The 20,539-nt window shown below is 52.4% G+C and carries 18 protein-coding genes, 2 tRNA genes and 2 rRNA genes (1 of these 22 only partly in view); 19 read left to right on the top strand and 3 right to left on the bottom strand.

All coding sequences use genetic code 11. The features are described from left to right. Positions 1-1,051, top strand: a 23S ribosomal RNA gene (locus TPANIC_RS01130); it begins 1,902 nt to the left of the window's first position. Between the two features lie 48 nt (positions 1,052-1,099). Further along, a 5S ribosomal RNA gene (rrf, locus tag TPANIC_RS01135) occupies positions 1,100-1,210 on the top strand. Positions 1,211-1,223: 13 nt separating this feature from the next. Here rrf and TPANIC_RS01140 read toward each other — a convergent pair. From TPANIC_RS01140 to TPANIC_RS01150, 3 genes are all read right to left on the bottom strand, one after another. Further along, the gene (locus TPANIC_RS01140; RefSeq protein ID WP_010881674.1) at positions 1,224-1,910 is read right to left on the bottom strand and encodes a CbiQ family ECF transporter T component; all 687 of its coding nucleotides are present in this window, start codon (positions 1,908-1,910) and stop codon (positions 1,224-1,226) included. A gap of 52 nt (positions 1,911-1,962) precedes the next feature. Continuing rightward, entirely contained in the window at positions 1,963-2,730 is a 768-nt protein-coding gene (locus TPANIC_RS01145) for an energy-coupling factor ABC transporter ATP-binding protein (protein ID WP_010881675.1), read from the bottom strand. A gap of 66 nt (positions 2,731-2,796) precedes the next feature. After that, positions 2,797-3,612, bottom strand: a complete 816-nt coding sequence (locus tag TPANIC_RS01150) for a biotin transporter BioY (protein ID WP_010881676.1) — start codon at positions 3,610-3,612, stop codon at positions 2,797-2,799. Here TPANIC_RS01150 and TPANIC_RS01155 point away from each other — a divergent pair. From TPANIC_RS01155 to rpsG, 17 genes are all read left to right on the top strand, one after another. Next, positions 3,577-4,389, top strand: a complete 813-nt coding sequence (locus TPANIC_RS01155) for a uracil-DNA glycosylase (RefSeq protein WP_014342334.1) — start codon at positions 3,577-3,579, stop codon at positions 4,387-4,389. The genes TPANIC_RS01150 and TPANIC_RS01155 overlap by 36 nt on opposite strands. A 4-nt stretch (positions 4,390-4,393) precedes the next feature. Then, on the top strand, positions 4,394-6,367 hold the full coding sequence (gene priA, locus TPANIC_RS01160; protein ID WP_010881678.1) for a replication restart helicase PriA: 1,974 nt from the start codon (positions 4,394-4,396) through the stop codon (positions 6,365-6,367). 100 nt (positions 6,368-6,467) lie between these two features. After that, positions 6,468-7,118: an RluA family pseudouridine synthase gene (locus tag TPANIC_RS01165; RefSeq protein WP_010881679.1), complete on the top strand. Its 651-nt coding sequence runs from the start codon at positions 6,468-6,470 to the stop codon at positions 7,116-7,118. A gap of 246 nt (positions 7,119-7,364) precedes the next feature. After that, positions 7,365-7,910, top strand: coding sequence for an STAS domain-containing protein (locus tag TPANIC_RS01170; protein WP_010881681.1), 546 nt, complete (start codon positions 7,365-7,367; stop codon positions 7,908-7,910). 134 nt (positions 7,911-8,044) lie between these two features. Further along, positions 8,045-8,117 (top strand) — tRNA-Thr (locus tag TPANIC_RS01175). Between the two features lie 28 nt (positions 8,118-8,145). Further along, positions 8,146-8,316, top strand: coding sequence for a 50S ribosomal protein L33 (gene rpmG / locus TPANIC_RS01180; RefSeq protein ID WP_010881682.1), 171 nt, complete (start codon positions 8,146-8,148; stop codon positions 8,314-8,316). A gap of 54 nt (positions 8,317-8,370) precedes the next feature. Beyond that, positions 8,371-8,443 (top strand) — tRNA-Trp (locus TPANIC_RS01185). Between the two features lie 22 nt (positions 8,444-8,465). Beyond that, entirely contained in the window at positions 8,466-8,645 is a 180-nt protein-coding gene (gene secE, locus TPANIC_RS01190; protein ID WP_010881683.1) for a preprotein translocase subunit SecE, read from the top strand. 9 nt (positions 8,646-8,654) lie between these two features. Beyond that, positions 8,655-9,212 carry a transcription termination/antitermination protein NusG gene (gene nusG / locus TPANIC_RS01195; protein WP_010881684.1) on the top strand — a complete coding sequence of 186 codons (558 nt, stop codon included), beginning with the start codon at positions 8,655-8,657 and terminating at the stop codon, positions 9,210-9,212. A gap of 106 nt (positions 9,213-9,318) precedes the next feature. Beyond that, positions 9,319-9,759, top strand: coding sequence for a 50S ribosomal protein L11 (rplK, locus tag TPANIC_RS01200; RefSeq protein ID WP_010881685.1), 441 nt, complete (start codon positions 9,319-9,321; stop codon positions 9,757-9,759). After that, the gene (gene rplA / locus TPANIC_RS01205; protein WP_010881686.1) at positions 9,756-10,436 is read left to right on the top strand and encodes a 50S ribosomal protein L1; all 681 of its coding nucleotides are present in this window, start codon (positions 9,756-9,758) and stop codon (positions 10,434-10,436) included. Before rplK ends, rplA begins: the two co-directional genes overlap by 4 nt. Position 10,437: 1 nt before the next feature. Beyond that, a complete protein-coding gene (gene rplJ / locus TPANIC_RS01210) occupies positions 10,438-10,980 on the top strand; it encodes a 50S ribosomal protein L10 (protein ID WP_010881687.1) in 543 nt (180 codons plus the stop codon). Between the two features lie 108 nt (positions 10,981-11,088). Continuing rightward, positions 11,089-11,478 (top strand): 50S ribosomal protein L7/L12, encoded by a 390-nt coding sequence (rplL, locus tag TPANIC_RS01215; protein ID WP_010881688.1) that lies wholly within the window; start codon positions 11,089-11,091, stop codon positions 11,476-11,478. 262 nt (positions 11,479-11,740) lie between these two features. Further along, a complete protein-coding gene (gene rpoB, locus TPANIC_RS01220) occupies positions 11,741-15,277 on the top strand; it encodes a DNA-directed RNA polymerase subunit beta (protein ID WP_010881689.1) in 3,537 nt (1,178 codons plus the stop codon). A gap of 12 nt (positions 15,278-15,289) precedes the next feature. Beyond that, the gene (gene rpoC / locus TPANIC_RS01225; RefSeq protein ID WP_010881690.1) at positions 15,290-19,540 is read left to right on the top strand and encodes a DNA-directed RNA polymerase subunit beta'; all 4,251 of its coding nucleotides are present in this window, start codon (positions 15,290-15,292) and stop codon (positions 19,538-19,540) included. A 102-nt stretch (positions 19,541-19,642) separates the two neighbouring features. Further along, a complete protein-coding gene (rpsL, locus tag TPANIC_RS01230; protein ID WP_010881691.1) occupies positions 19,643-20,017 on the top strand; it encodes a 30S ribosomal protein S12 in 375 nt (124 codons plus the stop codon). A 21-nt stretch (positions 20,018-20,038) separates the two neighbouring features. Beyond that, positions 20,039-20,509 carry a 30S ribosomal protein S7 gene (rpsG, locus tag TPANIC_RS01235; protein WP_010881692.1) on the top strand — a complete coding sequence of 157 codons (471 nt, stop codon included), beginning with the start codon at positions 20,039-20,041 and terminating at the stop codon, positions 20,507-20,509. Positions 20,510-20,539 lie beyond the last annotated feature (30 nt).

A 20,539-nucleotide genomic window follows, 5' to 3' on the forward strand; every position in this document is an offset into this window, starting at 1 on the left:
GAGAGGTTCGTGGTAACACAACGCTTTGAATTGAAGCCCCAGTAAACGGCGGCCGTAACTATAACGGTCCTAAGGTAGCGAAATTCCTTGTCGGGTAAGTTCCGACCCGCACGAATGGTGTAACGACTCTGGACACTGTCTCGACGCGAGACTCGGTGAAATTTATGTACCGGTAAAGAAGCCGGTTACCCATAGTTAGACGGAAAGACCCCGTGAACCTTCACCGTAGCTTACTATTGGAACTTGGTTTACCATGTGTAGTATAGGTGGGAGACAGAGAAGCTTGGCCGTCAGGTTAGGCGGAGTCAACAGTGAAATACCACCCTTGGTACGTCAGGTTTCTAACCTTTGGCCGTGGATCCGGCAAAGGGACCGTGGTAGGTGGGCGGTTTGACTGGGGCGGTCGCCTCCTAAAAGGTAACGGAGGTGCGCGAAGGTCTCCTCACACCGGTTGGAAATCGGTGCGCGAGTGTAAAGGCACAAGGAGGCTTAACTGCGAGACCGACAGGTCGAGCAGATACGAAAGTAGGTCTTAGTGATCTGGCGGTAGCGTGTGGAAGCGCCGTCACTTAACGGATAAAAGGTACTCCGGGGATAACAGGCTGATTTTCCCCAAGAGTTCACATCGACGGGAAAGTTTGGCACCTCGATGTCGGCTCATCGCATCCTGGGGCTGAAGCAGGTCCCAAGGGTTTGGCTGTTCGCCAATTAAAGCGGTACGTGAGCTGGGTTCAGAACGTCGCGAGACAGTTCGGTCCCTATCTGCTATGGGCGTTGGATATGTGAGAGGAGCTGCTTTTAGTACGAGAGGACCGAAGTGGACGAACCTCTGGTGTACCAGTTATCCTGCCAAGGGTACGTGCTGGGTAGCTATGTTCGGAAGGGATAACCGCTGAAGGCATCTAAGTGGGAAGCCCGCCTCAAGATTACATATCCCTGAAGGTTGACCTTCCTGAAGACTCCTTGCACACTACAAGGTCGATAGGCTGGAGGTCTACGTACCGTAAGGTATTAAGCCGACCAGTACTAATAAGTCGTGAGGCTTGACCATATTATTCATCCTTCTCCTTCACCCTACCCCTTTGCGTAAAATATTTCGCCTGGTTGCCATGGTGGAGAGGTCATACCCGTTCCCATCCCGAACACGGAAGTCAAGCTCTCCTACGCCGATGATACTGCTCCTTCGCGGGAAAGTAGGTAGTAGCCAGGCTCCCCTTTGCCCATCACTCGCTTGACAAAATATTATCCGAAACCTTAAAGTCCGCCCTTCTTAGGGAGGGGTGTTGCGCGCGTTCTAGCAACCGAGTCAATAGTGTTTTTGAAAAATGGAGGGTCGCGTCTACCCAGTTGTAAAAAGAGGTGTTCGCGCGCGTCCGTGCTCTCCACACGAAGCGGAGCTCCGTCCACTCACGAAAGATATCGTGTCCGAAGTACAATACGAGCATCATAACGTAAACTGCACAGGGTGTTGTGTACGCTGTGCTGCGCACATGTAGCACCTTTCCCATACGGAGACACAGGGAGAAAAGTTCCAAACGGGATGTGCACGCGTAAAAAAGTGAAGATGCGCACAGCAATAAAAATAGGCGGATGCCTATGTGGTATCCTGCATGTATGTGCTGGTTGATTTGTGTAGCGCTAACAACACCGGTGCTGAAAAATGTGTGCAGGATCTTCAGAGAAAAGAAAAAAGCGAGGTAGATACTAACTACACGTATGTGTGCAGCCACGCATTTCAGAGAACGTGTGACAATGAGCGTTAATGCGAGCAGCACAAGTGTAAGCGACGCGTGCATACACCAACTCTGTGCATTACAGCACAGGAGAAGGAGAGCGAAGCTTGCGACTTTCGCTACGGGAGGAGCACGGTGAAGCAGCGATTGCCGGCGTTCATAAAGAGAGAAAAACATACATTTCCTTGACTCCTCCTAGCAGGTGGAAGTACTGCATGCATGTCGCTACCTAGGTCCAAAGGAGATCTGAAAGAGTGAGTGGACAGTGCAAAGGATCTCTTAGTCCGTAGCAAGAGAAAATTTTACTGTCGAGTGCGTCCTGTGGCGTGCCATCGTAGGAAATGACCCCCTTAGAAAGGATGCATAGACGCGTCGCAGCAGCGAGTATTTTTTCAACCTCATGGGTGATGATAACAAGCGTTTTACCTGCGTGTTTGAGGCTTATGATGAGCTGCACAACCTGACGAACGCTGGGGTAATCTAAGTTTGCAAACGGCTCGTCAAGAATGACTACCTTTGCATCCAAGGCGAGTACGCCGGCAACGGTTAGGCGTCTTTTTTCTCCACCTGAAAGCGCTCGGGCGTAATGGTCACGCCGGTCAAGCAGTGACACGGCTGCAAGTGCGCTGTTGGTACGTGCGTCAATTTCTGCGCGGGAATATCCCCACTGCAGAGGACCGAAGGCGCAGTCCTCAAATACCGTTTCGCCTAGGATCTGGGTGTCTGCATTTTGAAACGCCAGACCGACAGTAGTCCCGCGTGCCATATACACACGGCCGGAGGACGGCGGTTCAAGTCCTGCAAGGATGTTCATGAGCACAGTTTTACCCGAGCCATTTGCACCTGCGAGGACGACACAGTCCCCAGGAAACACCCTAAACGAAACGGAGTGTAATACTTCACAGTCGCGCTCAAAAGACTTACTTACATTGACCAGTTCAAGCAGCGGTCCTGCGCACGACTCCACAGCCGTGTCTGCCGCGACATCTGCGCTCATGCGTCCACAGAAGATTCACCGTGCCCTGTGGCGCGTACACACCCGCGACACGCGAATACTATGGCATCAACCATGACGGTACAAATGGCGGCGAACTGTAGGGGCAAGATGATGGGCGAGTAGGACAACAAGGGCGATTTTCAGGGTGTCGGCAAGAAAAAAGGGAAGGAAGACTCCTAGCATGAGCTCCCCGGTCCTGAGGCCAAGCACGTAACCGAGAACCGGCAGACCGATGGAGTAAATCGAAAGAAAACCAACGAGCGTTGCGACGGTAAGTCTGATCCAAAGAAGGAGTGCGCGTCCACCACCGCGTGGTGGAGTGCAAGACAGGCGGTGGTGCTGCGCGATTGCGCCAGCGAGCGTAGCAGCGAGTATGTATCCAAGGAGGAATCCTCCCGTAGGGGCAAAAAGCGCGGTGTATCCGCCCCGACCTCCTGAAAAAACCGGCAGACCAAGGAGTCCTGCCCCGAGGAAGCTGAGAACGGCGAGTGCACCGTCTCGCGGTCCCAACAATAAACCGGTGAGAACGGCCGCTGCATTCTGCAGTACAAGCGGAACAGGCTTGAGAGGAATGCTAACGAGCGCACTCGAGCTAATGAGTGCGGCAAAAAGCGCAACAAAAGCCAAAGACTTACTACGGTGCATGGTACAGTACTCCTCCGAAGGGTCGATGCGCAGTGTGACACGGAAGGAGGAATCTTTCAATATCTTGGGTGGTGCCACAGGTATAGTTTTTAACAGACTTACCCGAACGGCTGCCAGGTGCGTACGCGTCGGTTCGTTCCCACTGTGCGCGGGCAGAGCTCGTGTAGTGTCTATTGACAGATGCAAGGATCGGGTACCGTCATGTACGCAGTTTATGGTAGGCTCAGTCCTATGCACGCTGGGGACAGAGAGAGTATCGCACGCTTCGTGCGTGTGGTGCGCGATTGTCTGGATTTGTTTCGCACCGAGGGTATTGGGCCCCGTCCTAGGAATGATTCGGTAATTTTACCGAATGCTGCGTGTTCACCGCGTAATCATGCAGGAAAGCGTGCGCAGAGCACTGCCGATGCGTGTGTGAGAAGCAGTGACGGGTCTGTATACACGGACGAAACCTTGCGCGAGGAAATTTTTGCATGCCGTGCGTGTGAATTGTATCAACGGCGTACACATGCGGTGGTGGGAGAGGGTGTTGCAGACGCAGACGTGCTCGTCGTTGGGGAGGCCCCTGGAGCGGAAGAAGATCGAAGCGGTCGTCCGTTCGTAGGACGGTCAGGTAAATTGCTGGACGCAATGCTTGCGGCGATTGGACTTTCGCGTCAGCAAAATTGTTATATCACCAATGTGGTTAAGTGCCGGCCGCCAAGGAACCGCACACCAACACCCCACGAGACTGCCTGTTGTGCACGGTTCCTCCATGCGCATCTTACGCTGCATCGCCCGTGTGCTATTTTGGTGCTCGGCCGCTGCGCCGCACAGCACATGCTCCAAACAACCGATGGTATTGGCAAGTTGCGCGGGCGCTTTTTTACCTATCAGGGGATTCCCCTTCTGGCTACGTACCATCCGAGTGCGTTGTTACGGGATGAAGCGCTGAAACGTCCGGCGTGGGAGGATCTCAAAACGTTTCGTGCACGGTTGCTGCAGTTGAAGCAGGACGCACACATGCCAATATAAAATCATGGCGCCGTGGCTTGAGCTTGTTTTTGACGTTCCACTGGATAAAAGCTTTACGTACCGTGCGTGTGCTGCCCACGCGGGTGAGGCACTCGTGGGTAGACGGGTTCTTGCTCCCTTTGGGGCGCGTACACTCATTGGATTTGTGATAAGTGAATCACATTCTTCGCCTGCTGATTGCGGTGGTGCAGTTGGCACGTTCAAGGAGATCATCCGCGTCATTGACAGGGAAGCGCTTTTTGACCAAACGCATCTTGCGTGTGCGCGTTGGATGGCGCATTTCTACCTGTGTGCCTTAGGTCAGGCGCTGTGTGCGGTGGTTCCGTCTCGGAAACGAGAACGGACATTGTCTTCTTTTGCTTCTTGTGCGGGTGTTCGGCGCACTGACACCTATGCGCTTTCGGGCGAACAGCGCAAGGCGATTGATGCGATTACCGCGAGCACCGGTGCGCGCAGTTTTTATGTGCACGGGGTGACAGGGTCGGGGAAGACGGAAGTGTTCTTGCGCGCAGCCGAGGCAGTCCTTGCGCGTGGCAAGTCGGTTATCTATCTTGTTCCTGAGATAGCGCTCACTCACCAGGTGCTCCAGGAGGTATATGTGCGCTTTGGCAGTCAGGCGGCGGTGTTGCACTCAGCGCTCAGTGGCAGTCAGCGCCTAGGTGAGTGGCGGCGCATACAGTGCATGCGTCACTGTGTAGTGATTGGAGCTCGGAGTGCAATTTTTGCTCCGTTGAAGCGGCTGGGCCTTGTGATAATGGATGAAGAACATGACAGTTCGTATAAGTCTGCGCATGTGCCGCGCTATCATGCGCGGCAGGTAGCGATGTATCGCTGTGCGGACGCGAACTGTCCGTTTGTCATGGGGTCTGCAACACCGTCTGTGGAGGCCTGGTACGCGATGCTGCGGGGGGCGGTGCGTCGTTTACCATTGACTGCGCGTGTTGCGGGGGGGGCTCCGCCGCGTGTTGAGGTGGTGGACGTGTCAAAAGAGGCCCTGTTGCTCTCTACCCGTCTGGTGGATGAAATACGCAAGACGAAGGAGGCAGGATATCAATCGATGCTCTTTTTGAATCGTCGAGGATTTTCCTATTCGTTTCAGTGTCGCAGCTGTGGATACACGCTGTGTTGCACGCAGTGTGCAGTTCCCTTGACGTGGCACAAACGTGTGGGGGCAATGCAATGTCATTACTGTGGCAGGCAAGAGGCGCCGCCTGAAAGTTGTCCGTGCTGTCATTCATTTGATACCCGATACGGCGGGGTGGGCACAGAGTATATTGAGGAAGCAGTACAAGCGCTATTTCCTGAATACCGTATTGCACGGGTGGACACCGATGCGCTGCGCTCAGGGCACGTGCAGCAGACGATGGAGCAGTTTCGCGCGGGGAAAATCGATGTACTGTTGGGTACGCAAATGATAGCAAAGGGATTTAATTTCCCTACGCTGCGTTTAGTGGGTATTGCCTGCGCAGATACTGGACTGCACACGCCAGACTTTCGCGCCGCCGAGCGGAGTTTTGCCTTGATGATGCAAGTGGCCGGACGTGCAGGTCGCTATGTAGATAACGGCCTGGTCATCATCCAAACACGCAATCCTGCGCATCCTGCGGTGGTGTGTGCGCAGCACGGGGATTGTGAGTCCTTTTATGCGCAAGAACTTGCGCAGCGGGAGGCGCTGTGTTTTCCGCCCTTTGTGCGCCTTATTCGGTTTGTTTTTCGCAGCAAGACGCGGCGCAAGGCTAAAGACGCCGCGTATGCGGCACATGCGCTTTTGACGGCGCAGATGCCTCTGGGTGCGGATGTACTGGGACCTGCAGCGTGTGTGGTGGCGCAGGTGGCAGGCAGCTATCGGATGCAAATACTGCTGCGTGCCCCATCATTCCCAGTGGTGCAGCAGGTGGCGCGCAGCTTTTTAGATGAATTTCGAGCTCCGGCGGGGGTGTACGTAGAATCTGACGTAGATCCTGTAAATGTACTGTAGGGCGAGTAGATGTACTCCGTGTTATCCTGCTGTTTGCGTGTTTGGTTGACCGGTAGTATGCGGTGCCTGGTATAGGTGCGGGACGGAAAGGAGAGAGGATGTGGCACTGCCGATTATTTTTCAGGACGCAGCGGTGGTGGCCGTTGATAAGCCGGCAGGACTTGCAGTACAGCCGGGTGCGCGGGTGCGGGTGTGCGTAGTTGACGTATTACAGAAACAGCTTGGGGTGCGTCTGTTTCCTCTGCATCGTTTGGACAAGGACACCGCGGGCGTGCTGCTGTTTGCAAAACATGCACGGGCAGCTGCTCTGTACCAGGGGATTTTAGGCAGCATGCGTGTGATTAAGCGCTATCGCGCACTTTGTTTTGGGCGACCTCCCCGAGAGTGTGGTGATATTCGCGTTCCTATCCGTACCGGTACGGCAGCAAGGCGGCGTCAGGTTGTGCGTGCCGCGCATACTGCATACCGTGTGTTGCGTGCGACTGATACGCATACATATCTTGAACTCACGTTGCACAGTGGTCGGACCCATCAGATTCGTATTCATCTGGCTGCGCTAGGATGTCCTATAATTGGGGATGACAAATACGGTGATTTCGCGCGTAACAAGGCGTGTGCTCGTGCGTGGGGAGTAAAAAGGCTCCAGTTATTCGCACACAGTCTTGTGTTGCCATGTGCATGTAAACCGCTGGTGTTGCGTGCACGTATGCCTGTACACTTCCTGCGTGCTCTTGATGCCGTTGCGCTATGATTGCCTGTAGCAGGGCATTCTGGTAGGCGGTGTGTGGTTTTGAGTTCTGCCGGTAACAGAAAGAGTGTCGTGTGAATTTCAATAGTTTTTCTCTAGGGTGTGTACTGCACTCGTTGTGTTTTTGCAGGCGCGAGGGGAGGGGAGCGGTCCCCTGCTGCTGTACTGTCTGTAGGGAAGATACCGGCGCCTATTGTTATATCGGGCTATTTGTGCTAGAGTGTGCGAAACCGCTAGTGGGGATGGCCTATGGGTACTGTTGTTCCGGGATTCGATGACGAGAAAGACGAAAGTCTTAAGATGAATCTGCAAAAGATCGATGACCTTGAAGGTGGCGTCGTTGTTTTCCTCAACGGGTACATCGATACTTACAATTCTTCCTTTTTTCAAAAGAGGATTGCGAAGGTTATCGATGCAGGCTACACGCGTATTGTATTTAACTGCGCCTCTTTGAATTATGTCTCCTCCACTGGAATTGGTTCTTTTACGGCGTTTCTAAAAACGGTCAAGCCTAAAGGTGGCGATATTGTTCTCCTCGATATTCAGCCGAGGGTGTATGAGGTTTTCCAGTTACTTGGTTTTTCTCAGTTTTTTAACATTCGCGATTCTATTGCGGATGCAGTTAGCCTTTTTAGGAACAAGGTCTCACCGCTGAAGGTGGACACCTTTCCGAAGGTGTTTTCTTGCCCGATCTGCTCTAAGAAGTTAAAGGCGACTAAGCAGGGGCGTTTTCGTTGTTCCGAATGTAAGACGATTCTCGCCCTTGACGCGAGCGCACACGTGTCTCTCGGTTAGGTGACGCGCCTTTCTTTCTGGGGCAGGCTGGTTGGCTGCCTGTTTAGGGAGGTGTTTCGTGCTTGATGTGTGAGGTGAGGCGTTATACAATGCGGGCCGGCCCTCCGGGCGGCTCGGGGAGTCCTGTCTGTGTTGCTTCTGTAGCTCAGTTGGCAGAGCGCAACCATGGTAAGGTTGAGGTCAGCGGTTCAATCCCGCTCGGAAGCTTCCGTCTGTGGATGTGAGGAGGGGTGGTATGGCAAAGAGGACGGCGGTGGAGCTTATTGCGCTTCAGTGCACTGGATGCAAGCGGCGTAATTACACCACTTCAAGAAACCGACGTAACGTTCAGGAAAAGCTCGAGCTCAGGAAGTATTGTCCTTTTGAGCGTAGACGTGTGCTGCATAGAGAGGCGAAGATAAAGTAGGCTGTCGTCATATCTGTTACGCACGGGGTTTTCTGGTGTTTTCCGGGGATTTGTGGGTCAGTAGCTCTAATGGCAGAGCGTCGGTCTCCAAAACCGAATGTTGAAGGTTCGAGTCCTTCCTGGCCTGAGTGCTTTCGAAAAGGTGTTTCATGTTGAAGTTCGCAAAGTTTCGTAGGGAGTGCGTTGCCGAGTTCAGGAGGGTGGTGTGGCCTGCGCGCACTCAGGTACATACCGCGGTTAAGGTAGTGCTCGTCTCTACCGTTGTCATGGCGCTTTTCCTCGGGCTTATCGATGCTCTGTTCGTGGCGTTGCTGAGTTTCTTCTTCTGAGGGGATAGAATGGCGAAAGAGTGGTATATTCTGCACACATTCTCGGGTCGCGAGGCAAGGGTGGAGCGGGCTGTCCGTATGCTCGTGGAGCATGCGAGGATTCCAACGAACGTTATCTTTGATATAAAAATCCCTGAGGAACTGCTTACCGAGGTGAAAGATGGTAAGAAGAGGGTGGTTAGGCGTAAGTTTTTCCCTGGTTACTTGTTGGTGGAAATGGATTTGCCCGAGGTTGACTGGAGGATAGTGTGTAACGAGGTGCGCAGGATTCCTGGTGTTTCCGGTTTTTTGGGTTCTTCGGGCAATGCGAAGCCTCAGGCGGTTTCTGCGGATGAAGCTCGGCGTATTTTGCAGAAGGCGGGGGAAATTAAGGGGGATAGGACTCCTCGTATCGCTCAGACTTTTTTGGTTGGACAACAGGTGAGGATCGTTGAGGGGCCGTTTGCTACTTTCTCGGGTGAGGTGGAGGAGGTGATGAGTGAACGCAACAAGGTGCGTGTGGCAGTCACCATCTTTGGCCGCGCTACTCCTGTGGAGTTGGAGCTAGTCCAGGTGGAGGCGCTCTGATTTTCTTCTTCCAGGGTGGAGAGTGTTGCAATGCGCATGATTGCCTGCCGCTTACGCGTTGGTTTCGGGTGTTTTGTTGTTTTTTACGTCATAAGGAGAGGCCAGTATGGCAGCGAAGAAGAAAGTGGTTACTCAGATAAAGCTGCAGTGTCCTGCAGGCAAGGCGACGCCCGCGCCGCCGGTTGGGCCTGCGCTTGGGCCGCACGGGGTTAGTGCCCCGCAGTTTGTGCAGCAGTTTAATGACCGTACTAAATCCATGGAGCCTGGGTTGGTGGTGCCAGTGGTTGTCACCGTCTATTCTGACAAGAGTTTTTCGTTTGTGCTGAAAACGCCGCCTGCGGCTGTTCTTATTAGGAAGGCGTGTGGGATCGAAAAAGGATCGACGAATTCTGTTAAGCAGAAGGTTGCGCGCTTGTCGCTGGCGCAGTTAACGGAGATTGCTCAAGTGAAATTACCTGATATGAGCGCTTTAACTCTCGATGCTGCGAAGCGTATCATCGCGGGTACGGCACGCAGCATGGGGGTGGAGGTAGAGCGTTCATTATGAAGAGGGGGAAGAAGTATCGCGCTGCCGTTGCGCGTTATGATCGCGCCGAGCGGTTCAGTCTTGACCGTGCGGTAGGTTTGCTTAAGGAAGTGAGGTATGCTTCCTTTGACGAGACGGTGGAGGTGCACGTTAGTCTGAGGCTTAAGAAGAATCAGACGGTGAGGGATACGGTTGTGCTCCCCCACCGTTTTCGGGCCGAGGTTCGTGTGCTCGTTTTTTGTAAAGAGGATCGTGTTTCGGAAGCGCTTGCTGCAGGTGCTGCCTATGCAGGCGGTGCTGAATATCTTGAGAAGGTAAAAGGAGGCTGGTTTGACTTCGACGTGGTCGTTGCTAGTCCTGACATGATGAAGGACGTCGGTCGTCTTGGTATGGTGTTAGGTCGCAGAGGGCTGATGCCTAACCCGAGGACTGGCACGGTCAGTGCGGACTTGGGGGCTGCTGTCTGTGAGTTGAAAAAGGGGCGTGTCGAGTTTCGCGCGGATAAGACAGGTGTGGTCCATCTAGCAGTAGGGAAAACGACGATGGACTCTGCGCAGATTGTAGAGAATGTTGACGTGTTTCTGTCGGAGATGGATCGCAAGAAGCCCGTTGACGTAAAAGCTGGTTTTGTCCGTTCGATTTCGCTCAGCTCCAGTATGGGGCCTGGGATTTGGGTTGTCCATAAGTCAGAGGAGTAGTATGGCAGTACGCGCACGAAGGCTGCAGCCGGCAAAGGTGGCTGCTGTCGAGAGCCTTACGCGTGATTTGGGTGAGGCTTCTTCTTATATCTTTACGGAGTATCGAGGGCTTACGGTTGAGCAGCTGACCGCGTTGCGCCGCGCGCTGCGCGAATTCTCGTGCGTGTATCGGGTGGTGCGTAACAATTTTGCGAATATCGCCTTTACGTCCCTAAACATGACGGTGGGAGAGTATCTGGTGGGGCCCACGGCCATCGCCCTAGTGGACACGGAGCATGCGAATGGCGTCGCGCGTGTGCTGTTCGATTTTGCAAAGGAAGTGCCTGCCTTAGTGGTGAAGGGTGCAATTCTTGATGGGGAGGTGTTTGACGCTTCGAAGGTAGAAGCGTATTCGAAGCTTCCTGGAAAGAAAGAGCTCGTTTCCATGTTCTTGTCCGCGCTGAATGCAACGACGGTGAAGTTCGTACGCGTATTACAGGCTGTGATGGACAAAAGGGATGAGGGTGTAGAAGTTTCCGTGGTGTCGGGAGGTGATTCGTCCTAGGCGGTTGTTGTAACTTAGTTACGGGGTATGTGTTAGGCGGTCAGGCTTCTGGGGTGCTGTCTTCCTGTCCGTTTATAGGGGTTATTTCGCATACAAGGAGAAGATAATATGGCGGCGTTGAGTAATGAACAGATTATTGAGGCGATTCGGGGCAAGACCATCCTGGAGCTTTCTGAGCTTATCAAGGCGGTGGAGGAGGAGTTTGGAGTTACCGCGGCTGTGCCGGTAGCGCCGGTAGCGGAAGGTGGCGGGGCAGGTTCTGTAGCCGCTGAGGAGCAGACAGAGTTTACTGTTGTGCTTAAAGGACTTGCAGAACCAGGCAAAAAAATCGCGGTTATTAAAGAGGTGCGCAACGTTATCTCAGGGCTTGGCTTAAAAGAGGCGAAGGATCTGGTGGAGGGTGCGCCAAAGACTTTGAAAGAAAATGTATCCAAGGAAGAGGCGGCAAAGATAAAAGAGTCAATGACCGCAGCGGGTGCGCTCATTGAGATTTCCTAGTGTCTGGTTTTTTTTGCATGCGTCCGGCGCGTCGTTGTGTGCCTCTGACACCCTTTCGTGTGGGAGGGCGTCGCGCTTTTGAGTAGAGCGTGGGCTTCTATTTCTTTTCATACTTGTTCTCGGCATTTTGGCATGCGGGTTGGGTCGCGTTCTCCTCACTTGAGTGGAGGGGACGGCGTCTCCCCTGTGTGGGGAGTATTACGGTAGAGCGTGTGGTATAGGGAGCACCGTGTCGGTTCGGTGCAGCTTGAGGGGGGAGTGCATGTCAGCACGAGTTTGCAAAACACACAGAGTGTACGTGGGAAGGGATGTCAGGAATTTTATGGACATCCCGGATCTCATCGAAATCCAGCTTCGATCTTACGACACCTTTCTGCATGGGGCCCGGAATACACCGTCCGGCGCCGACACCCTTATCTCCGGTACTAGAGAGGAGCTCGGCCTCGAAGACGTGTTCAAGACTACCTTTCCTATCGAGAGCTCTACGGGGGACATGACGCTCGAGTACCAATCATACTCCCTTGATGAGAAAAACATCAAGTTCTCCGAGGCGGAGTGTAAACAAAAGGGTTTGACGTACGCCATTCCGCTGAAGGCGCTTGTTGATTTACGTTTCAATAATACGGGGGAGATTAGGCGCAAAGACATTTATATGGGAGATATCCCCAAGATGACTGAACGCGGCACCTTTATCATCAACGGTGCGGAGCGTGTGGTGGTATCCCAGATCCATCGTTCCCCTGGTGTTGTCTTTTCTCATGAGAAGGACAAGGAAGGACGGGAGGTATTCTCCAGCCGCATTATTCCGTACCGGGGAAGCTGGCTTGAATTTGAAATTGATCAGAAAAAAGATCTCATCTATGCAAAGCTTGATAAAAAGAGACGTATCCTAGGCACCGTGTTTTTGCGTGCGTTGCACTACGAAACGCGTGAGCAGATCATCGAGGCCTTTTACGCCATAGAAAAGACGCCTGTTTGTCAGGATCGTGCGGAGTACGAGCTGCTCACAGGTAAGATCCTAGCACGATCGGTGACGGTGGAAAATGAGCAGGGTGAAACCCGGGTGTTGTACAAAGCAGGAGAGAAAATCCATCCCCATGTCATCGATGATCTGCTGCAAAACGGCATATGTGAGGTCTACATTATTAACCTTGAAGCGGAAGGTTCGTTGCGTTCTGCGGTCGTTATCAATTGTCTTGAACGAGAGGAAATGAAGTTCTCTAAGTCGGGTGCACAGGACGAGCTTTCGCGTGAAGAGGCACTGTGTATTGTATACTCAGCGCTAAGACCAAGCGATCCTATGACCATGGACGCGGCGGAAAAAGATTTGCAGACAATGTTTTTCTCCCCACGTCGCTATGATTTAGGGCGGGTGGGGCGCTACAAGCTGAACAAGAAATTTCGCTCTGACTCGCCGACTACTGAGTGCACGCTCACCCTCGATGATATCGTAAATACCATGAAATTTCTCATCAGAATGTATAGCGGTGATGCACAGGAAGATGATATCGATCACCTGGGCAACCGTCGTATTCGTTCGGTGGGGGAATTAATGACCAATACGTTAAAAACGGCCTTTTTGCGCATGGAACGTATTGCGAAGGAGCGTATGAGTTCTAAGGAAACGGAAACGATCAAGCCGCAGGATCTCATTTCCATAAAACCTATCATGGCTGCGATTAAGGAGTTCTTTGGTGCAAGTCAGCTTTCTCAGTTCATGGATCAGGTCAATCCGCTGGCGGAGTTGACACACAAGCGGCGTTTGAACGCACTTGGTCCTGGTGGACTTTCAAGGGAGCGTGCTGGGTTTGAGGTACGCGATGTGCACTACACGCACTACGGTCGGATGTGTCCCATTGAGACCCCCGAAGGACCAAATATCGGTTTAATTGTTTCTATGGCCAATTACGCACGCGTTAACGGGTATGGGTTCTTGGAGGTGCCGTATGTACGGGTGCGTGACGGAGTTGTTACGAAAGAGATTGAGTACCTGGATGCTATGGACGAGGATCGCTACTACATTGGGCAGGATTCTACGGCGGTAGGACCGGACGGGGTCATCCGTGTAGATCATGTCTCTTGTCGGCACCGGGGGGATTACAGTACGCGTAGTCCTAAGGATATCCAGTATATGGATGTTTCCCCCAAGCAGATAATTTCTGTTTCTGCTTCTCTCATACCGTTTCTTGAGCATGATGATGCTAACCGTGCGTTAATGGGGTCGAACATGCAACGGCAGGGAGTGCCGCTTATTTTTCCTGAACCCCCGCGCGTGGGTACAGGCATGGAAGAGAAGTGTGCATATGACTCTGGAGTGCTGGTGAAGGCAAAGCAAGACGGAACGGTTGCCTACGTTTCCTCAGAGAAGATAGTGGTTTGTTCCGCCGCGGCGTCTGGGGAAGAGCAGGAGGTCGTGTATCCGTTACTTAAGTATCAGCGGACAAATCAGGATACCTGTTACCACCAGCGGCCAATAGTGCACGTGGGAGATCGGGTACAGGTAGGAGATGCGCTTGCAGACGGTCCTGCAACGTATCGAGGGGAGCTTGCGCTTGGCAGAAACATTCTAGTTGGTTTTGTGCCGTGGAACGGTTACAACTACGAGGATGCCATTTTGATTTCTCACCGGGTGGTAAAGGAGGATATGTTCACCTCGGTTCACATCAAAGAATTTTCTACTGAGGTGCGTGAAACCAAGCTGGGTTCTGAACGAATGACGAATGATATCCCGAATAAGTCTGAGAAGAATCTGGATAATTTGGATGCAGAGGGGATCATTCGTATTGGGTCAAAGGTGCGTGCGGGAGACGTGCTTATCGGAAAGATTACGCCAAAAAGCGAGTCTGAGACGACGCCAGAGTTTAGGCTGCTGAATTCTATTTTTGGGGAGAAGGCGAAGGAAGTGCGTGATTCTTCTCTACGTGTGCCGCATGGAGTTGAGGGTACAGTCATTGACGTGCAGCGACTCAGGCGTTCGGAGGGAGATGATTTAAACCCCGGGGTGTCAGAGGTGGTGAAGGTTCTTATCGCTACCAAGCGTAAGCTGCGTGAAGGGGATAAAATGGCCGGTCGCCACGGTAACAAGGGTATCGTTGCGCGCATCCTTCCTGAAGAAGACATGCCGTATCTGGATGATGGTACCCCGCTTGATGTCTGTTTGAACCCGCTCGGTGTACCTTCTCGTATGAACATAGGACAGATTCTTGAATCTGAATTGGGACTTGCGGGGTTGCGGCTTGACGAATGGTATGAGTCTCCTGTCTTTCAATCTCCAAGCAACGAGCAGATTGGGGAAAAGTTGATGCAGGCAGGTTTTCCGACTAATTCAAAAGTGATGCTGCGTGACGGACGCACGGGGGATTATTTTCAAAACCCTGTATTTGTGGGGGTTATTTACTTTATGAAGCTTGCGCATCTAGTGGATGACAAAATGCACGCCCGCTCTACAGGTCCATATTCGCTTGTGACGCAGCAACCCTTAGGGGGTAAAGCGCAGTTTGGAGGGCAGCGTCTCGGGGAAATGGAGGTGTGGGCGCTTGAAGCCTACGGCGCGGCGAATACCCTGCAGGAGTTGCTAACGATTAAATCGGATGATATGCACGGGCGTTCTAAAATTTATGAGGCAATTGTAAAAGGGGAGGCTTCGTCTCCTACCGGTATTCCTGAATCTTTTAACGTGTTGGTGCAGGAGCTGCGGGGACTTGCGCTCGACTTTACGATTTACGATGCGAAGGGCAAGCAGATTCCGCTCACTGAGCGCGATGAAGAAATGACGAATAAGATTGGCTCTAAATTTTAAGGGGTGCAGGGAATGAAGGATATCCGGGATTTTGACAGTTTACAGATAAAGCTTGCCTCCCCTGATACCATTCGGGCATGGTCCTATGGAGAGGTGAAAAAGCCTGAGACAATTAATTACCGCACGTTGCGTCCTGAACGTGAAGGGCTTTTTTGTGAACGCATTTTTGGTACTACAAAGGAATGGGAATGCTTTTGTGGAAAGTTTAAGTCAATTCGGTACCGGGGTGTTATCTGCGATCGGTGCGGGGTGGAGGTAACGCATTTCAAGGTTCGCAGGGAGCGCATGGGGCATATTGAGCTTGCAACGCCTGTTTCTCATATTTGGTACTACCGTTGTGTACCAAGTAGAATGGGTTTGTTACTCGATCTACAGGTGATCGCACTGCGTTCTGTTTTGTACTATGAGAAGTACATAGTTATAGAGCCGGGCGACACCGATTTAAAAAAGAATCAGTTGCTCACTGAAACTGAGTACAATGACGCGCAGGAGCGCTACGGTGGCGGCTTTACGGCGGGAATGGGAGCGGAGGCTATCCGTACCCTTTTGCAAAACCTTGACCTTGACGCGCTTGTTGCACAGTTGCGTGAGAAGATGATGGAGAAGGGTGCGAAAAGCGACAAACGCTTGCTGCGTCGCATAGAGATCGTAGAAAACTTTCGGGTGTCGGGAAATAAGCCGGAATGGATGATTTTGAGCGTTATCCCGGTGATCCCGCCTGATTTGCGTCCTATGGTGCAGCTCGACGGAGGGCGTTTTGCTACCTCAGATCTCAATGACCTGTATCGGCGTGTGATCCACCGCAATAGCCGTTTGATTCGGCTCATGGAACTGAAGGCGCCGGATATCATCATTCGGAACGAAAAGCGCATGTTGCAAGAGGCAGTGGACGCGCTTTTTGATAATTCTAAGCGCAAGCCCGCGATTAAAGGTGCGTCAAACCGGCCGCTTAAGTCTATTTCTGACATGCTCAAGGGGAAGCAAGGGCGTTTTCGCCAGAATCTTTTGGGCAAGCGGGTCGACTATTCCGGGCGTTCGGTTATCGTAGTGGGGCCTGAACTTAAGTTGTGGCAGTGCGGGTTGCCTACAAAAATGGCGCTTGAGCTGTTTAAGCCCTTTATTATGAAAAAGCTGGTTGAGAAAGAAATTGTCTCGAACATCAAAAAGGCAAAGATGCTCGTGGAACAAGAGTCGCCGAAGGTATTTTCGGTGTTGGATGAAGTGGTAAAAGAGCATCCAGTTATGCTTAATCGGGCGCCGACATTGCATCGATTGGGCATTCAGGCTTTTGAGCCGGTGTTGGTGGAGGGGAAGGCGATTCGTCTTCATCCGCTTGTGTGTAAACCTTTTAATGCTGATTTTGATGGGGATCAAATGGCGGTGCATGTGCCGCTGACGCAGGCGGCACAGATGGAGTGTTGGACGCTCATGTTGTCGAATCGCAATTTGCTTGACCCTGCAAATGGGCGCACGATTGTGTATCCATCTCAGGACATGGTTCTGGGTTTGTATTATCTGACAAAGGAACGCTCTCTGCCGGAGGGTGCTCGTCCTCGCCGTTTTTCCTCGGTGGAGGAGGTAATGATGGCTGCGGAAAAGGGGGTAATCGGCTGGCAGGATCAGATTCAAGTGCGATATCACAAATGTGATGGTCAGCTTGTGGTCACTACCGCAGGAAGACTTGTGTTGAATGAGGAAGTTCCCGCAGAGATTCCTTTTGTCAACGAAACGCTTGATGACAAACGCATCAGGAAATTAATTGAGCGGGTGTTCAAGCGTCAGGATTCTTGGCTTGCGGTGCAGATGCTCGATGCACTGAAAACTATCGGTTATACCTACGCGACCTTCTTTGGTGCAACGCTCAGTATGGACGACATCATCGTGCCTGAGCAGAAGGTGCAGATGCTCGAAAAGGCGAACAAGGAAGTGCTAGCGATTGCGAGTCAATACCGCGGGGGGCACATCACGCAAGAGGAGCGTTATAATCGCGTCGTTGAGGTGTGGTCTAAAACAAGTGAGGAGCTCACTTCGCTCATGATGGAAACACTTGAGCGCGACAAGGATGGATTTAATACCATTTACATGATGGCTACCTCAGGTGCGCGCGGGAGTCGCAATCAAATCCGCCAACTGGCGGGAATGCGTGGCTTAATGGCAAAGCCGAGTGGGGATATCATCGAATTGCCTATTCGTTCTAATTTTAAAGAGGGACTCAATGTCATTGAGTTTTTTATTTCTACCAACGGTGCACGCAAAGGGCTCGCAGACACTGCGCTAAAGACCGCTGATGCGGGGTATTTGACACGTCGTCTGGTTGATATCGCGCAAGATGTGGTGGTGAACGAGGAGGACTGTGGTACCATCAATGGCATTGAATATCGCGCGGTGAAGTCCGGCGATGAGATTATTGAATCGCTTGCTGAGCGCATCGTAGGAAAGTATACACTTGAACGTGTAGAACACCCCATCACCCATGAACTGCTGCTCGATGTGAACGAATACATCGACGATGAGCGTGCAGAAAAGGTGGAAGAAGCGGGCGTGGAGTCAGTGAAGTTGCGCACCGTGCTCACGTGCGAATCTAAGCGAGGAGTGTGTGTGTGCTGCTACGGGCGGAATCTTGCACGCAACAAAATTGTAGAAATTGGGGAGGCGGTTGGGATTGTAGCCGCTCAGTCCATTGGTCAGCCGGGTACGCAGCTGACAATGCGCACGTTCCATGTTGGGGGTACGGCAAGCAGTACTACGGAAGAGAACCGCATCACGTTTAAGTATCCCATACTGGTAAAGAGTATTGAGGGGGTGCATGTGAAAATGGAGGATGGCTCTCAGCTGTTCACGCGTCGGGGGACGCTCTTTTTTCACAAAACTCTGGCAGAGTATCAGCTTCAAGAGGGTGACAGCGTGCAGGTGCGTGACCGCGCGCGGGTGCTAAAGGATGAGGTTCTCTACCACACCACCGATGGGCAGACGGTGTACGCTTCGGTGAGTGGTTTTGCGCGTATAATCGATCGAACCGTGTACCTGGTAGGGCCTGAGCAAAAGACGGAAATTCGCAATGGTTCTAATGTAGTAATCAAGGCAGACGAGTATGTGCCGCCCGGAAAGACCGTGGCTACGTTTGATCCGTTCACTGAACCTATTTTGGCAGAGCAGGATGGCTTTGTGCGGTACGAAGATATTATTTTGGGCTCTACGCTCATCGAAGAGGTAAATACTGAAACGGGGATGGTGGAGCGCAGGATTACGACGTTGAAAACAGGAATACAGCTTCAACCGCGGGTATTCATCTCTGATGAGTCGGGGAATGCGCTGGGTTCGTACTACTTGCCAGAGGAAGCGCGCTTGATGGTTGAAGAAGGCGCGCAGGTGAAGGCGGGTACGGTCATTGTAAAACTGGCAAAAGCAATTCAAAAGACATCGGATATTACGGGGGGGCTGCCGCGTGTTTCTGAATTATTTGAAGCGCGGCGCCCTAAGAATGCGGCTGTCTTGGCACAGATTTCTGGGGTTGTGTCGTTCAAAGGACTGTTTAAGGGTAAGCGTATTGTCGTGGTGCGTGACCATTACGGGAAGGAATATAAGCACCTCGTGTCCATGTCGCGTCAGCTTTTAGTACGTGATGGAGATACGGTTGAGGCAGGCGAACGCTTGTGTGATGGTTGCTTTGATCCCCATGATATCCTGGCAATTCTGGGTGAAAATGCTTTGCAAAACTATTTGATGAATGAGATCCGTGACGTGTATCGTGTGCAGGGTGTTTCAATCAATGACCAGCACATTGGTTTAGTGGTGCGGCAAATGCTACGAAAGACAGAGGTTGTCTCGGTTGGGGACACGCGTTTTATCTACGGGCAACAGGTGGATAAGTACCGTTTTCACGAAGAGAACCGTCGGGTTGAAGCGGAAGGGGGGCAGCCTGCGGTTGCGCGCCCAATGTTCCAGGGTATAACGAAGGCGGCGTTGAACATAGACTCTTTCATATCTGCGGCATCTTTCCAAGAAACGAACAAGGTGCTCACCAATGCGGCGATTGCAGGCTCTGTTGATGACTTGTGTGGGTTGAAGGAGAACGTCATTATAGGGCACTTAATTCCCGCAGGTACGGGGATGCGGCGTTATCGTCAGGTGAAGCTGTTTGACAAGAACAAGCGGGATCTTGATGTGCAGATGGAGGAAGTTATCAGGCGTAGAAAACTTGAAGAGGAGGCGCTTGCCCAGGCAGTTGCGGGTATGGAAGGGGAACCTGAAGGCGAAGCGTGATGGATTGACCTGGTTTGGCTATTCTGAGTATCCTAGCCGCGTGTGCTGTGTGCGGCAAGGTTTACGGTGTTGAGGATTTTTTTGGGGAAGTGAGCGAAAAGAATGCCGACAATTAATCAATTGACGAGGATAGGGCGTAAGGCGGTTTTTTCTCGTACGAAGAGCCCTGCGTTGCAGGCTTGTCCGCAGAAGCGCGGAGTGTGTACGCGTGTGATGACAGTTACGCCAAAAAAGCCGAATTCTGCTCTGCGTAAGGTGGCGCGTGTGCGTCTAAGTAGCGGGGTTGAAGTGACGGCGTACATTCCCGGGATTGGGCATAATTTGCAGGAGCACTCGATTGTGCTGATTCGCGGTGGACGTGTGAAAGATTTACCTGGAGTACGTTATCATATTATCCGGGGGGCCAAGGACACTCTTGGCGTGGTGGATCGTAAGCGCGGTCGTTCAAAGTACGGGGCTAAGCGCCCTCGCGCGTAGGGGCTGGGGAGAGGAGTTGGTATGGGGCGGAAGCGACGGGTGTCGCGTCGGGTACCGCCGCCTGACGCGCGGTATAACAGTGTGGTGTTGGCGAAGTTTATTTGTCGAATGATGCTGGCGGGTAAGAAGGCAACTGCGGTGGGTATTATGTACGATTGTCTTGAACGTATTCAGCAAAGGACTGGTGAGGAGCCTCTTCCGGTGTTCACAAAAGCGTTAGAGAACGTAAAGCCTGCAGTGGAGGTTAAATCGCGGCGGGTTGGTGGTTCTACCTATCAGGTGCCGATGGAAATTCGGGAAACGAGGCGTGAGGCTTTAGGTATGCGCTGGATTATCGGTGCAGCACGCAGGCGCAGCGGGCGTGGCATGTCGGAGCGACTTGCAGCAGAGATCCTTGATGCGTACCACAGCACGGGAACTGCCTTTAAACGTAAAGAGGATACGCACCGCATGGCAGAGGCCAATAAGGCTTTTTCGCACTATCGCTGGTAGATACGCGTCTCTTCCTGGGGCGTTTGTTGC

It is taken from the genome of Treponema pallidum subsp. pallidum str. Nichols (assembly GCF_000410535.2).
GTDB lineage: Bacteria > Spirochaetota > Spirochaetia > Treponematales > Treponemataceae > Treponema > Treponema pallidum.

Bases quoted from the DNA above. Each gene is read 5' to 3' on its own strand.
- TPANIC_RS01140 (WP_010881674.1), bottom strand. From the start codon at position 1,910: ATGTTTTTCTCTCTTTATGAACGCCGGCAATCGCTGCTTCACCGTGCT.
- TPANIC_RS01145 (WP_010881675.1), bottom strand. From the start codon at position 2,730: ATGAGCGCAGATGTCGCGGCAGACACGGCTGTGGAGTCGTGCGCAGGA.
- TPANIC_RS01155 (WP_014342334.1), top strand. From the start codon at position 3,577: ATGTACGCAGTTTATGGTAGGCTCAGTCCTATGCACGCTGGGGACAGA.
- priA (WP_010881678.1), top strand. From the start codon at position 4,394: ATGGCGCCGTGGCTTGAGCTTGTTTTTGACGTTCCACTGGATAAAAGC.
- TPANIC_RS01170 (WP_010881681.1), top strand. From the start codon at position 7,365: ATGGGTACTGTTGTTCCGGGATTCGATGACGAGAAAGACGAAAGTCTT.
- rpmG (WP_010881682.1), top strand. From the start codon at position 8,146: ATGGCAAAGAGGACGGCGGTGGAGCTTATTGCGCTTCAGTGCACTGGA.
- secE (WP_010881683.1), top strand. From the start codon at position 8,466: ATGTTGAAGTTCGCAAAGTTTCGTAGGGAGTGCGTTGCCGAGTTCAGG.
- nusG (WP_010881684.1), top strand. From the start codon at position 8,655: ATGGCGAAAGAGTGGTATATTCTGCACACATTCTCGGGTCGCGAGGCA.
- rplK (WP_010881685.1), top strand. From the start codon at position 9,319: ATGGCAGCGAAGAAGAAAGTGGTTACTCAGATAAAGCTGCAGTGTCCT.
- rplA (WP_010881686.1), top strand. From the start codon at position 9,756: ATGAAGAGGGGGAAGAAGTATCGCGCTGCCGTTGCGCGTTATGATCGC.
- rplJ (WP_010881687.1), top strand. From the start codon at position 10,438: ATGGCAGTACGCGCACGAAGGCTGCAGCCGGCAAAGGTGGCTGCTGTC.
- rplL (WP_010881688.1), top strand. From the start codon at position 11,089: ATGGCGGCGTTGAGTAATGAACAGATTATTGAGGCGATTCGGGGCAAG.
- rpoB (WP_010881689.1), top strand. From the start codon at position 11,741: ATGTCAGCACGAGTTTGCAAAACACACAGAGTGTACGTGGGAAGGGAT.
- rpoC (WP_010881690.1), top strand. From the start codon at position 15,290: ATGAAGGATATCCGGGATTTTGACAGTTTACAGATAAAGCTTGCCTCC.
- rpsL (WP_010881691.1), top strand. From the start codon at position 19,643: ATGCCGACAATTAATCAATTGACGAGGATAGGGCGTAAGGCGGTTTTT.
- rpsG (WP_010881692.1), top strand. From the start codon at position 20,039: ATGGGGCGGAAGCGACGGGTGTCGCGTCGGGTACCGCCGCCTGACGCG.